Source organism: Paenibacillus sp. FSL W7-1287, assembly GCF_038004245.1.
GTDB lineage: Bacteria > Bacillota > Bacilli > Paenibacillales > Paenibacillaceae > Pristimantibacillus > Pristimantibacillus camelliae.
The window spans coordinates 847,146-860,393 of record NZ_JBBORD010000001.1; the positions used below are offsets into that span (position 1 = coordinate 847,146).

Annotated in this window: 12 protein-coding genes; 9 read left to right on the plus strand and 3 right to left on the minus strand. The window is 42.4% G+C overall.

All coding sequences use genetic code 11. From position 1 onward, the window contains the following. Window positions 1–32 precede the first annotated feature (32 nt). The 4 genes from NSQ99_RS03920 to greA all read left to right on the plus strand — a co-directional run bounded on the left by NSQ99_RS03920 (window position 33) and on the right by greA (window position 3,122). Complete coding sequence (locus NSQ99_RS03920) at window positions 33–485, plus strand: VOC family protein (protein ID WP_251666836.1); 453 nt, start codon at window positions 33–35, stop codon at window positions 483–485. Between the two features lie 26 nt (window positions 486–511). After that, window positions 512–1,216, plus strand: a complete 705-nt coding sequence (locus NSQ99_RS03925) for an SDR family NAD(P)-dependent oxidoreductase (RefSeq protein WP_340835195.1) — start codon at window positions 512–514, stop codon at window positions 1,214–1,216. A 315-nt stretch (window positions 1,217–1,531) separates the two neighbouring features. After that, a complete protein-coding gene (locus tag NSQ99_RS03930) occupies window positions 1,532–2,389 on the plus strand; it encodes a class II fructose-bisphosphate aldolase (protein ID WP_340835196.1) in 858 nt (285 codons plus the stop codon). A 265-nt stretch (window positions 2,390–2,654) separates the two neighbouring features. Further along, on the plus strand, window positions 2,655–3,122 hold the full coding sequence (greA, locus tag NSQ99_RS03935) for a transcription elongation factor GreA (RefSeq protein ID WP_340835198.1): 468 nt from the start codon (window positions 2,655–2,657) through the stop codon (window positions 3,120–3,122). Window positions 3,123–3,291: 169 nt separating this feature from the next. Here the strand turns inward: greA and NSQ99_RS03940 are convergent, their stop codons facing one another. Continuing rightward, a complete protein-coding gene (locus NSQ99_RS03940) occupies window positions 3,292–4,272 on the minus strand; it encodes a DMT family transporter (protein WP_251666830.1) in 981 nt (326 codons plus the stop codon). 166 nt (window positions 4,273–4,438) lie between these two features. Between NSQ99_RS03940 and NSQ99_RS03945 the strand changes: the two genes are divergently transcribed. After that, window positions 4,439–5,326, plus strand: a complete 888-nt coding sequence (locus tag NSQ99_RS03945) for a LysR family transcriptional regulator (RefSeq protein ID WP_340835200.1) — start codon at window positions 4,439–4,441, stop codon at window positions 5,324–5,326. Window positions 5,327–5,450: 124 nt separating this feature from the next. Beyond that, on the plus strand, window positions 5,451–7,013 hold the full coding sequence (locus tag NSQ99_RS03950; RefSeq protein ID WP_340835202.1) for a PTS sugar transporter: 1,563 nt from the start codon (window positions 5,451–5,453) through the stop codon (window positions 7,011–7,013). A gap of 140 nt (window positions 7,014–7,153) precedes the next feature. Here the strand turns inward: NSQ99_RS03950 and NSQ99_RS03955 are convergent, their stop codons facing one another. Next, on the minus strand, window positions 7,154–7,714 hold the full coding sequence (locus NSQ99_RS03955; protein WP_340835204.1) for a hypothetical protein: 561 nt from the start codon (window positions 7,712–7,714) through the stop codon (window positions 7,154–7,156). A 246-nt stretch (window positions 7,715–7,960) separates the two neighbouring features. Here NSQ99_RS03955 and NSQ99_RS03960 point away from each other — a divergent pair, with 246 nt between their 5' ends. Continuing rightward, entirely contained in the window at window positions 7,961–9,025 is a 1,065-nt protein-coding gene (locus NSQ99_RS03960) for an LLM class flavin-dependent oxidoreductase (RefSeq protein ID WP_340835207.1), read from the plus strand. Between the two features lie 127 nt (window positions 9,026–9,152). On the opposite strand, the gene NSQ99_RS03965 is transcribed toward NSQ99_RS03960, so the two are convergent. After that, window positions 9,153–9,719 (minus strand): GNAT family N-acetyltransferase, encoded by a 567-nt coding sequence (locus NSQ99_RS03965; RefSeq protein WP_251666823.1) that lies wholly within the window; start codon window positions 9,717–9,719, stop codon window positions 9,153–9,155. A 256-nt stretch (window positions 9,720–9,975) separates the two neighbouring features. On the opposite strand from NSQ99_RS03965, the gene NSQ99_RS03970 reads away from it, so the two are divergent. Further along, window positions 9,976–11,718, plus strand: coding sequence for a sensor histidine kinase (locus NSQ99_RS03970; RefSeq protein WP_251666822.1), 1,743 nt, complete (start codon window positions 9,976–9,978; stop codon window positions 11,716–11,718). A 5-nt stretch (window positions 11,719–11,723) separates the two neighbouring features. Next, window positions 11,724–13,130 (plus strand): response regulator, encoded by a 1,407-nt coding sequence (locus tag NSQ99_RS03975; RefSeq protein WP_340835210.1) that lies wholly within the window; start codon window positions 11,724–11,726, stop codon window positions 13,128–13,130. Window positions 13,131–13,248: the final 118 nt, after the last annotated feature.

Below are 13,248 nucleotides of genomic sequence, written 5' to 3' on the forward strand. Positions count from 1 at the left end.
AGGGCAATTCACCATTTCATATTGGAGGGATTATGATGTCAGGTCTAATTGAAACGAATGTCGTTACGCAAATTGGTATTCTTGTTCATGATATTGAAAAGGTTAGTGAAGCATACGCCACTTTTTTTGGAGTAGAAAAGCCAAATATTTTTTGGACAGATCCAATGGAGCAGGCGCAGACTGAATTCGAGGGTAAGCCTAGTCCTGCTCGTGCAAAGCTAGCCTTTTTTGATATGGGTTCACTTCAAATTGAATTAATTGAGCCAGATCACCACGAAAGCACTTGGCGAAACTATTTGAATGAGCATGGCGAAGGTCCACATCATATCGCATTTGGAATTAAAGGGATGAAGGATAAAGTTGAGCTGCTTGCGAAGTCAGGCTTCCCTTTGCAGCAAAAAGGTGAATATACGGGCGGCAGATATGCTTATATCGATACATTTCCTCAATTAAAGGTACTCATTGAGCTGTTGGAAAACGATTAAACGGAAGTGATTGAAGGGGTGATACGGTGAACGTATTGATTACAGGAGCCAATCGCGGGTTAGGCTATGAGCTCGCAGCAGAATCTATAAGCCGCGGCCATCATGTCGTTGCGTTAGTCCGTAACGAAGCAGCTAGCGAGCGGCTAAGTGCTTCGTTGCAAGCGGGGGGCTTGAATGAACAGCAGATAACGATTATGCTAGCCGATGTTCGCGATGAAGCGGCTATTGAGAAGGCAGCAGAGCAGTTGAAGCAAGAAGGGATGAGACTGAACTGCATCATTAACAGTGCGGCAGTGCTCGTAGGACGGCAGACTGCGATTGAAGACTTGGATATGGACGATATGCAGCTAAGCTTTGATGTTAATTTATTTGGACCGATTCGGGTCGTTAAGCATATGCTTGAGCTGCTTGACGCGAAGGATGGCACAATCCTTAACATCTCCTCAGAAGCTGGGAGTATCCATAACGCATACGCAGGAGATTATCCATATTCATTATCCAAATGCGCATTAAACCTGCTAAGTGAGCAGCTGAATCGCATGCTTTCCGCTAAAGGTATAGATGTTTGGAGTATTCATCCTGGTTGGATGCGAACAGACATGGGAGGCTCAGCTGCCCCGTTGTCCCCACAGCAAAGTGCGGTGAGCATTATCGATATTATGGAGAGAAAAGTAACAGTCGACTCGAGCTTTAGCTTTATTGATTACCGTGGAGCGGCTATGGACATATAAAATGAATCGGGCATCGCTTTTGCTTACAAAAGCGATGCTTTTTTTGTCTGTTATCGTAATCTGACGATGAATATGCAGAGTGTCAAAATTTTTTTTTCATATTTTCAAAAGTAATCGCTTACAGCGTCGTTTTTTGACTATAATTGCCTGATTACCATTTGTAATTCTAGTCCAAAATGGATATGATAAATAGGTATAGTTAATGGGATCGTAATGAATTAACTAATGATCTTCGTTTATGCCTCTTATGCTGCCTCTATGGTGGATGGAAGTGTAAGGAAGTCGATAACACGAAAAGTTTTAGGAGGAATTATAATGGCATTAGTTTCAATGAAAGACATGTTAAACAAAGCGCTTAAAGAAGGCTATGCTGTCGGTCAGTTCAACATTAACAACTTGGAGTGGACTCAAGCTATTCTAGCTGCTGCACAAGAAGAAAACTCCCCAGTTATTCTAGGTGTTTCTGAAGGTGCTTCTCGTCACATGGGCGGATTTAAAGTTGTAACAGCTATGGTTGCTGCACTTATTGAAGAAATGAACATTACTGTTCCTGTTGCTACTCACCTTGACCATGGCTCCAGCTTTGAAAAATGTAAAGCTGCGATCGATGCTGGTTTTACATCTGTTATGATCGATGCTTCCCATCATCCGTTCGAAGAAAACGTTGAAACAACTAAAAAAGTTGTTGAATATGCACATAGCAAAGGTGTTTCTGTAGAAGCTGAGCTAGGAACTGTAGGCGGCCAAGAAGACGATGTTATCGCAGATGGCGTTATCTATGCTGACCCTCAAGAGTGTCTTGAGCTTGTAAAACGTACAGGTATCGACACATTGGCTCCAGCTCTAGGTTCTGTACATGGTCCTTACAAAGGCGAGCCTAACCTTGGCTTTGACGAGATGGAGGAAATCTGTAAGCTTACAAATATGCCTCTAGTTCTTCATGGTGGTACAGGTATCCCTACAGAGCATATCCAAAAAGCGATTGCTCGTGGTACATCTAAAATTAACGTGAACACAGAAAACCAAATGGCGTTCACTGCAAAAGTTCGCGAAGTTCTTGCTAACGATAGTGAAGCTTACGATCCTCGTAAATATATTGTTCCTGGTCGTGATGCGATTAAAGCTACTGTTATCGGCAAAATCCGTGAATTCGGTTCTTCTAACAAAGCTTAATAAGCTCCATGGGTTGTACAAGCTGTATAGTCGTTGGCTATGCAGCTTTTTTATTCCTGAAAGGCCGTTTAGATCGATAGTGCATAAATCAATTTTGGCTATCGTATAATGAAATAATGCTCGTCTGAGTATACTATGACGTATGCATATGTAATGAATAGACAGCAGAACGTTAGCGGTGCAATAGTGAAGTCAAATGACTGCAGACTGCAATATGGAGTCGTCAACAGCTTTGCACGACAGCTGTAATAAAGGAGTGTGCGTGATGAATAAGGAACAAGTTATACTAACGCAAGAGGGCTATGATAAGCTAGTTCAAGAGGTCGAGGAGTTAAAGGGGCCGAAACGCCGCGATATTGCAGAGCGTCTGAAGCTAGCGATTAGCTACGGCGATCTAAGAGAAAACAGTGAATACCATGCAGCTAAAGATGATCAGGCACATATGGAAACGAGAATTAAACAGCTTGAAGGTATGCTGCGCAGGGCGAAAATTGTGAAATCAGAGCAGGCTACGGACGTAACCATTGGTGCAACTGTAGTATTATATGATGAAGAATTCGATGAGAATGTGGAATACACCATTGTCGGACAAGCCGAAGCTGATGTTGCGAACAATAAAATTTCCTTCGAAAGCCCGCTGGGCAAAAGTCTAATCGGCAAGAAGGTCAATGATGTTATACAAGTAGAAGCTCCTGTTGGTATAATTACTTATAAATTGTTGGAAATAAAATAACGTATGTCGCGTACATAATCATTTTCTATTCGTTCTCAAGCAGGACGAGAAGAAAATGATTTTTTTGTTTTGTCCTTGACGCCAACTAAAAAGCCCTTCAGCATATCGGAGTAAGCAGAGCTTACTTATCCGATGTCTGAAAGGCTTATTGGTGATAGGTGCTTTGTGGTTAGTGTAGCTTTGACGTGAGCGTACGCAACGCTTTTGTCAGCTTAATAGGCAGCTGTTTCTTCCCAGTACTACTGCCTTGATTCAATGTATTACGAGCAATCGCAGCAATAATAAGCAAGGTACCAACGATTTCAAATGCATTGATGCTATACCCCTGAATCGCGATAATAACAAAGGTTGTAATTGGGACAAAGTTAATGAACAGAAGGCCATGAGTAGATGAGAGCATCTGCAAGCCCTTATTCCAGCTAAGCAGCGCGACTAGCCCTGGAAGCAAGCTCATAAATGCCATTTCATATTTAATCGTAAATAGTGTCTCCATAGTAGGCACCTGTAGCCATCCAGCCATCGTTCCTGTTGTAACGATGAGCAATGCAGCGGCGTTTCCGATCAAGCAGGTTAACGTTGAATAACGAAGAATGGACCATTCCTTAAAGCGGGAGCCGCCTAACGAATAGACAACCCATCCCGTTACTCCAATGAGCATGAATAATAGCGGCATAAGCTGAGAACTGTTCATTGCGAAAAAGCTTAGATCACCACGAGTGATGACGAGAACGGCTCCTATAAATGCGATGAGTACATTACGCAGTGTAGCAGCTCCTGGTTTTTTACGAGTGGTTACCCAGATTAGAATAATAGAGATCATCGGCATAAGCACTTCCATGATGGAGGCGATAATCGTACCAGCTTTCCCCATTTGCTGCTGTCCAAAAAAGATAAACATATTATAAACGACGAATGCCATCGAACCATAAAACAGTAATGACAATCCTTTACCTTCAAGGCGAAATGCCTGCTTGCCTTCCTTAATGAACAATATGACAGATAATATAATACCTACAATAAGATAACGAATAAATGAGAAGTAGAACGGATCAATATGCATTAATGCAACATGCGCGACAGGGAACATCGCTCCCCAGGACATACTAGCAACTAAACATAGAAACGCTCCAATCAAAACTTTCTTATTCACTGACTCTCCACCCTATCGATTTATATTTTTATCGTATGTAGCTCTCTTACATGATCATATTACGTTATAATAAACATGTAAAATGATTGAAAATCAATTTATCCATCACTAAAAGTGATATAATGATAAAACACATTGACAAATTCAACGGACAGAGGTGAATAGGATGGAGCTAAATGATCTTGTAATTTTTCAAAAGGTAGCGGAATGTGGCAGCATCAGTAAGGCAGCAGTGGAGCTTAATTATGTACAGTCCAACGTTACTGCACGGATAAAACGCTTGGAGAAGGAGCTGCATACACCGTTGTTCAGCAGGCATAAACGAGGTGTAGTACTCAATTCAGAGGGCGAGCGATTATTGGAGTATGCGAAGGAAATTACATCAAAGGTTGAGGAGCTAAAGCAAAGCTTTCAGGATCATGCAGATGTATCAGGGATGCTGAAAATTGGGATAGTAGAGACGGTTAATGCATTGCCGGGCATATTATCCTCCTTTAATGATGCTTATCCGAATGTAGAGGTTTCACTTATGGCGGGCGTGACCGATCAGCTCATACAGGATGTACTAGATATGAAGCTGGATGGGGCCTTTGTTACGGGACCGATTCGCCACCCGAATGTTGAGCAGCTTCCGGTCGTAGAGGAAAACCTTGTGCTCGTCTCTAAGCGTGACAGCTTTACGATGGATCAGCTTACGACGACTCCTTTCTTGCTCTATCATAAAGGCTGCGGGTATCGTGGCCGACTTGAGAGCTGGATGAAGGTGGAGGGGATTATTCCACGAAAAATAATGGAGTTTGGTACGTTTGGAACGATTATCGGCAGCGTATCTGCGGGGATTGGCGTAACCGTCATCCCAAAATCGTCCGTGACCAATCTCATCTCGCAGGAAATTGTCGATGAGCATCAGCTGCCTGAGCCTTATTGCAACATAACGACAATCTTTATATGGCGCAAGGATGCTTACATTACGCGTACTCTTGCCCACTTTATTGAAGAAATTAAGCTGCATGCAGAGCAATTAGCTGAAAACTCGCCACAGGATGATGCTTAACTTTAATAGTAAACGCACGTCTACAAAGAAATAGTTATTGTAAAGTATGCTTATTTGTCCTTATAATTAGGTAATGCATTACTACGGTAAAGCGATTAGACAGCATAAGATAAGGAGTGTAGAGATGAAAGTTGCTATTATCGGCAGTAGTGGCGGTAATTTATTTAATCTAGGCGGACGACAGCCAGACAAGCTATTAGGTGAAATTATAGCGCAGTGTAGCAGTGCGCAGCTGGACATCACAGCTATTCAGTTTATTGCAGCTGAAGAATCGATGGATGTTGCCAAAGATAAAACAGGTGCTTCCTTATATAGCTGGAATCCTGTGCAGCAGGTAGTCGTTCAAGGAGAGACCTTGACTCTTGCGGATATTAATCAGCTTGCGAAGCGGGAAGATGAGCAGCTGGCTACTAGAATAGAGCAGGGTGAGGTAGATGGCATCATCGTAATGAGTGGTGATCCTACAGGGGTGAATGCCGCCTCAATTGCCGCAGCTGCAGCTAAAGGAATTCCGATTGTAGGGACTGGCGGGACATCGATGGCACAGATCAGCTCCAAGGGAGCCAATGTCATTGCGACTTCCGGTACGACTGGGACGACAAATCGCACACGTGCAGTGTCCTTTGTTACCGCGCTATGCAAGCATTGGAAGATTAAGTATATGCCTGTTATAGGCACGCAGTCTGCAGCGGAGGCTAATGCGGCAGGCTCAATAAGTATATGGCGAAGAATTAACTTTAAAGGCATTATGCAGGCATCATTGCCAGGTTTTATTGCGATGGCCATTGTACTGGCGCTTGGTAAAATTCCTGCATTAGCATCGCTTTCAAGCGTATTTGATATTATAGTTGGTGCATTGCCCGTGCTCATTGCAGTAGTCGCTGCAAAGCAAGTGGCGGAGCTAGATGAAGTATCCATCGTAGCGGGCGTAATCGCAGGTGTGCTGTCCACGGATGGCGGTATTATTGGCGGCATGATCGGCGGAATATTGGCTGGTATACTCGTGCATTATTTATTCATTCTATGTGTTCAATGGCGCTTTCCAATGACAACCGTTAATATTGTAGCTGGCGGGTTGGCTGGTCTTGTTGCGGGCTTGTTAATGTATTTTCTCGTGTCGCCGATTGCCCTTCAGCTAGGCGAGTGGGTAAAACAGCTGATTAGTGCAATGATTGACTTCAATCCGATACTTGCGGGAATTATTGGTGGCTTGCTCATCTGGCCTGCGATTATTGCTGGGGTGTATCATGCGGCGATACTGCCGATTGTCCTTCTGGAGATGGAGCATACAGGGAACAGCTTCCTTGGTGCAGTGGATATGGTTGGACTCGTTATGGTGTCAGCGGGCATTACACTTGCAAACATTGTAGGGCCACGTGATAAAGGCGAGGCAGCTGTTGCAACACCAGGATTTTTAATCAATATGGGCTTTGGAACCTTTGTAGAAGCGGCATATCCGTTTATGTTCTCCAATAAGCTTGTATTCGCCGGGGCGATTATCGCATCGGGCATCGGAGGCGGACTTGTCGGATTGTTCGCTGTGCGTGGAACAGCCTACGTACCATCGTTCGCTGCACCTTATCTAAGTGATAATCCAATAGGATTTGTAGTTGCAATGCTTGCTTCCCTACTGGTGGCGTTCTCGATAACGCTTGTAGCGAACAAAACAATAAAAGCAAAAGTGTAGTTAATATTTAATTGCGCGACATTTGTTAATGAGCCTTTCCATTACACGCTATAGTGAGTGGAGACGCAGAATATAAAAAAATGGAGCTAAGGCTACTGCCTAGCTCCATTTTTTATATACATAATGCATTAGATCGCTTATTAAGCAGCTTGATCGTGTAAAGTGATCTCTCCTTCTACAAAAGCTACCATCTGCTCATTCGGTAATAGATCGATTATTGTTTGTATGTTTTCTTCAGTAAGTTCGTTAAGCATTACGACGACTTGATTGGCCTCGATATCAATATAGGACGCAGCAATAGAGGCTTCGCTCCTTATCCTTTGTTGAGCCTGATTTAGCTGTTTTATTGAATACTGAACAGGCCTTAATAAGATGTTGTCATACTTGCTTAACTCAGAAAGCTCGTTACTTAGCTTCTGCTGTTCTCCTACCGTATGAACAACGATATAATTCCCTTCTAATGTGACACCACCATAAGCGTCATCATATTGCTCTAAAAGATGATTTACCGATATTAAAGACTGATCTAATGATTCAGGAATGGTGTAGAGTATTTCTTTCTCTGTTGTAGGAGCGTTCATGCTATGTTTATATTCTAATGGTTGGTAACTAATGAATTGCTCTGTTGAGGAACTAACATATATAAGATGAGCGCTAATAATACAGCATGCTAAAAGAAATAATATTACTTTTTTTCTCATTACTTTACCTCCATTTAACAGCTCAAAGCTGATCGCTACAAACCAACTATACGGTATTAAGCGCAGTATATACTGTCTGACGTTGAATACTATAAAATGTTGCATGCACTTACTACAATAAAAAGTAAAGTAACTTGAAGAAGAAAAGAAAACAGGTCATAATAAACGTAGAGCTTTCACAAAAAATGGGCAGGCTAATTAAAGGAATCTTTCAATGCCAGCGAGCGAAAAGTTAGGAGTGATCTTATGGAACTTGGAATATCAACGTTTGTCGAGACGAACCCGGATCCGCAAACTGGAGAGCTTATCTCCCATGCTGAGCGCATTCGTCAAGTAGTAGAGGAAATTGTCCTTGCCGATCAGGTTGGACTTGATGTGTATGGCGTTGGAGAGCATCATCGCAGCGATTATGCAGCTTCCAGCCCGGCTACGATACTGGCAGCAGCAGCTGCAAGGACTAAAAATATACGTTTAACGAGTGCTGTCACTGTGCTTTCTAGTGATGATCCTGTTCGTGTCTATCAGCAGTTTGCAACGGTTGATGCGATCTCGAATGGACGCGCAGAAATTATGGCTGGAAGAGGCTCCTTTATTGAGTCATTCCCGCTGTTCGGATATGATTTATCGGATTATGATGAGCTGTTTGATGAGAAGCTAGAGCTGCTGCTAAAGCTTACGAAGGATGAGATTGTACATTGGGAGGGTAACCACCGACCAAGCATTAAAGGTCGTGGCGTCTATCCGCGTCCTGTGCAGGACCCGCTACCTGTCTGGATTGGCAGTGGCGGTAATCAACAATCCGTTGCACGTGCAGGCATACTCGGCTTGCCGCTAGTGCTTGCTATCATTGGTGGTAGTCCATATCATTTTGCACCGCTTGTGGAGCTGTACAAGCGTGCAGCTAAGCGCAGTGGTCACGATGCAGACAAGCTGCCTGTAGCCTCTCATTCTCACGGGTTTATAGCTGATACGACGGAGCTTGCAGCAGAGCAGTTCTATCCATCTACTGCAGCGGTTATGAATCAGCTCGGTAAGGAACGCGGCTGGAGTCCATATAACCGTCAAACCTATGATTATATGCGTGGAGTCGAGGGCGCTCTATACGTTGGTGATCCTGAATATGTCGCGCAAAAGATTATAAATTTACGTAAGCATGTAGGCATCACACGCTTTATGCTGCATATGCCGCTCGGCACCATGCCACATGATCAAGTGATGCATGGTATTGAGCTGTATGGCAAGGTTGTCGCTCCTATCGTTCGTGAGGAAGTTGCAAAGTGGGAGAAGGAACAAGGAATCTCCAATCAATAGCTACAATAGAACATAAATAGAAAACAAGAGATTTTACCATGGCTTTCATTAGAAACTCACAGTAAAATCTCTTTTCTATTACGGTAATCGTTAACGCTGCAATTTTAGCTCCCTCATCATCCTCCATTCACATAATGCTCACTTCCTTAACCATATGCCAAAACGGTTGATTACCTAGCATTTTTTCATTTACCTTACGATAGCCTTTTTTTTCATAGATCTGATAAGCGTGTTCCTTATCTTGATCGACTAATAAGCCGACTTTGGATTTCCCTAGCAAAGCGGCATCCAGCTCGGCCTGTTTCATAAGCTTAGAGGCGATTCCTTTTCCTTGGAAGCTTGGATGCACGGCAAGTGCGTCGATATAATATTCATCGAGCTCAGCTTCGATAGGATGATTGACGGTTTTTTTCAATTCACTCGAGCGCTGACGTTCAATCGGTGCATAGCGTGCAGCAGCTTCTTCACCGACGTAGCAAAGAATCATTCCTTGAATTTGATCAGCTTGCTCATATACGACAATCAATTCCTTACTAAATCGATTTCCAGGCTGTAAATAATATTGCAATAATATTGGAGCAGCCTTTTGAGGGCTAGAGAAGCCGGTATATAGTTCAGTTAGTTCACTGCCGATTGCAAGTATAATTAGCTCCACAACGGCATGCGCATCATTAGCTGTAGCAGATCGTAGCATGGTGTAATCTCCTTTGATGTCTAATGCTTGAAGAAAATTATATCATTATCACTATAACATGTAATGTTAACCGAGAAGAATCTCAAGCACTGAAAGGTGTTATTTGTACACTAATTGAATACTATAACCTTAAGACTGATTAGATAAGACATCGACTATTGCTGCAATAGTATTATTGCTAGCTAGACAAGGACAAGCTAAGCACTCTGTCATCATTGTGAATAAAGCAATCACTGAGATTGATGGGAGGAAGCAAATGAAACTAGGTCCGTTATGGAAGTCCCGTATGGAGCGGATGACCTTAAAAAATCGAATACTGTGGTTATTTGCTGTAGCAACAATAATCCCCTTTATGTGCATCAGTTATCTTTCCTATAATACGATTACCTCCATATTAGATACGAAGCTTCAATCGGGTATTCAGACTAATCTGAAGCAAGTTCGCCTATCATTCGAAAATCATATCCATAATCTAAATCATGTTTCCCAGCAGCTTGCTTATGAAGGAATCATAGGTGCGCAGCTGGAGCAATTTATGAATGAGAAACTTCCTTATAACCGCAGTTATTTAATTGACCAGATCAAATATCAATTAAACCTCATCACATTTACAAACCCCAATATCGGCTTGACCATGTATTATTTTCAAGATGATAACTTGATATTATTCGAAAACACTGGAGTTAAGGATACCTTCGATATAGATCAGCTCCCCGTTATTGCCAGCTATCATGACATAACCTACTACGGTCCTCATATTAGTAATGATCGATTTAATAATCAATATGTTATCTCTGCCCTACGCAAATTTGACATGCCGGAGCGTAATGATGCTTACGTATATATTGAGACAGGCTTCAAGCTGACACAAAGCATTCTTGAGCTCGAAGAGGTTAGTAAGTATACATACCATTTGATACTAGATAACGACGGAAGAATCGCGTATAGCGAGCGAAGTGATATCTTCCCAGAGAATAGCTTATTCTCCGGACTGCAAGCCTCATCCTCAGAATCAGGAGTAGCCAGCGAGCATTATTGGTATCGACAAGTGAGCAATCAGGGCTGGAGTGTCGTGTCGCTAATTGCAAAGGCTGATTATAACAAAGAAAAAAATCAGTGGCTAATGCAAATGCTTCTATTGCTGCTGTTATTTATTTTGGTTAGCTTAACGATCGGTTTGTTGCTTTGGCGGATGGTGTATCGTCCTCTTTCAAGATTTAATAAAGAAATCAAATGGATGGCTAACAGCAACTTTAATGCTGTTAAAACACAATCGAATATACCAGAATTTGAGATGCTCCTACATCAATTTCAGCATATGAAGGTTCAAATCGCACAGCTTTATTCAGAGATAGAAATGAAGGAAAAACGAAGAGCTAATTTAGAAATTGAGAAGCTGATGTATCAAATTAACCCTCACTTTTTAATGAATACGTTAGATACTGTCCACTGGCTAGCTGTTATTAACGGGCAAGAGGAGATCGATCGCCTCGTTACTTCACTCAATAAGCTGCTCTTCTACAATCTTCGAAAAGGAAACAGCACCGCTACGATACGTGAAGAGATAGATTCATTAAAGCAATATCTGACACTTCAACAAATTCGCTATAATTTTCAATTTGATGTGCGTATACAAGCAGATGACGCAATCCTTGATGTACCCGTTCCTCGTTTCATATTGCAGCCACTGGTTGAAAACGCGCTATATCATGGGCTCGACAATGACGGGAGGATTGAGGTAGAAGTAAGCAAAACAGATAAGGATGAGCTCGCAATCGAGATTAAGGATAACGGAAAAGGCATATCAGCGGATGAGCTTGAAGTCTTGATGCATCGTGAGCTGACTGAACAGCATCGCGTCGGTATGGGTATTGGAATGAACTATGTTAAGCGAATATTGGAATCGCATTATGGAGACAGTGCCAATCTAATCGTTTCAAGTGAGCTTGGAAAAGGGACTTGCATGATTATTCGAATACCATTTGAAAAGGGGAATTAGCCATTATGATTAATGTGCTCATTGTGGATGACGATAAGCTTGTGCGTAAAGGACTAATATCTGTTATGCCCTGGCATATGTTCGAGATGAAGGTTGTCGGCGAAGCGGCCAATGGAGAGAAGGCGCTTGAACTTTTAGATAATAGTCATGTGCATTTATTAATTACTGATTTGTCGATGCCTGTCATGTCAGGGATTGAGCTAATTAGAATTGCAAGAAGAAAGTATCCCCATTTAGCAATCGCTGTACTAACGATGCACCAGGATTTTGAGTCTATCCAGGAGGCGTTGCGGCTGGGCGCGATTGATTATATTGCAAAGGTTCAGCTGGAGAAGGAGCAGTTCGAGGAAGTGTTGGCTCGAATCTATGCACGGATCATTGATGAAAGAGTGAAGAAGCAAGAGATGCATAGTGCAGCTGACATTTATACGATTGATACTGCCTATGCATTGTTATCGCTTAAGGACAAGCCTGATATTAATAAGGAAGCTGGGGATGCTACACGGTTAGAATGGCGTATGACCCATAACGATCAAATTATGCTTTGGCCTGCAAAAGAAGATGTTTTCGAAGCTTGTGACGAAGAGCTGCCACGACTCCCGGCTGGCATCCATAGGCAGGAATGGAAGCTAGTCAAATTACAAGGTTTGAGAGGCATACTTCGATCTGAAGTAGAGCAATGGCTTAGACAGTATAGAGAAAAAATGCTGTTTTACGAATGTGATGGAAGTGAAGGTTATCTGATTGAGAAATCAATTGCAGAACTACAGATGGAAGATATGGAGCCACATCAAGCAGAGATAGAGAGGATGCGACAGGGGCTGCATTCGTTTCATTGGATACATGACGAGCTGTGTTTTCGTGGGCTGCAGCTCCAACTGAAGCAATTGCAGTTATCTGTACCGAAGCTCATGCAGCTGCTGTATGGCTTTACAGTGGACTGGAATCGGTTGTTTCGAGCGATTACGCAAGTGGACACCGCTTTACCTAGTGAATTTTTGTGCTGGAAGGAAGTGAGTGATTGGCTACTCTGCTTTAGAGAGCAAACCCTTAAGCAATTAGGCAAACTTGAAATCAATAGAGACGTGAGTGGAAGTATCATGTCGGCAATAAAAATTGTTCATGATGAATATGAATTGCCGTTATTTGCGATCGATGTAGCAAAAAGAGTCAATCTAAGCAGAAGTTATTTTAATGAGTGCTTCAAGAAAATTATTGGTTATTCCTTCAATGAGTATCTTCGAAAAGTACGAATCGATAAGGCGAGAGATTATTTGACGCAAACGATGAAGCCTATCGTTTGGATTGCAGAGCATACGGGATATGCTGATGAGAAATATTTTAGTAGAGTTTTCCGTGAGCAGACAGGTATGCTCCCTAGCGAATATCGTCAGCATCATAGGAGAAGGTAGACATATGAACGTAGCCAGTAAGAGAAGTGACTGCTCATTATAATTTCCGTTCATATCTCACACGAGATCACCATCGGTGATCTATCCTTTCATGACTTGGAAGCGTGATATATTTATG

Excerpts from the sequence above, each read along its gene's own strand:
- NSQ99_RS03930 (WP_340835196.1), top strand. The coding sequence starts at position 1,532 with ATGGCATTAGTTTCAATGAAAGACATGTTAAACAAAGCGCTTAAAGAA.
- NSQ99_RS03920 (WP_251666836.1), top strand. The coding sequence starts at position 33 with ATGATGTCAGGTCTAATTGAAACGAATGTCGTTACGCAAATTGGTATT.
- NSQ99_RS03950 (WP_340835202.1), top strand. The coding sequence starts at position 5,451 with ATGAAAGTTGCTATTATCGGCAGTAGTGGCGGTAATTTATTTAATCTA.
- NSQ99_RS03945 (WP_340835200.1), top strand. The coding sequence starts at position 4,439 with ATGGAGCTAAATGATCTTGTAATTTTTCAAAAGGTAGCGGAATGTGGC.
- greA (WP_340835198.1), top strand. The coding sequence starts at position 2,655 with ATGAATAAGGAACAAGTTATACTAACGCAAGAGGGCTATGATAAGCTA.
- NSQ99_RS03970 (WP_251666822.1), top strand. The coding sequence starts at position 9,976 with ATGAAACTAGGTCCGTTATGGAAGTCCCGTATGGAGCGGATGACCTTA.
- NSQ99_RS03965 (WP_251666823.1), bottom strand. The coding sequence starts at position 9,719 with ATGCTACGATCTGCTACAGCTAATGATGCGCATGCCGTTGTGGAGCTA.
- NSQ99_RS03975 (WP_340835210.1), top strand. The coding sequence starts at position 11,724 with ATGATTAATGTGCTCATTGTGGATGACGATAAGCTTGTGCGTAAAGGA.
- NSQ99_RS03960 (WP_340835207.1), top strand. The coding sequence starts at position 7,961 with ATGGAACTTGGAATATCAACGTTTGTCGAGACGAACCCGGATCCGCAA.
- NSQ99_RS03955 (WP_340835204.1), bottom strand. The coding sequence starts at position 7,714 with ATGAGAAAAAAAGTAATATTATTTCTTTTAGCATGCTGTATTATTAGC.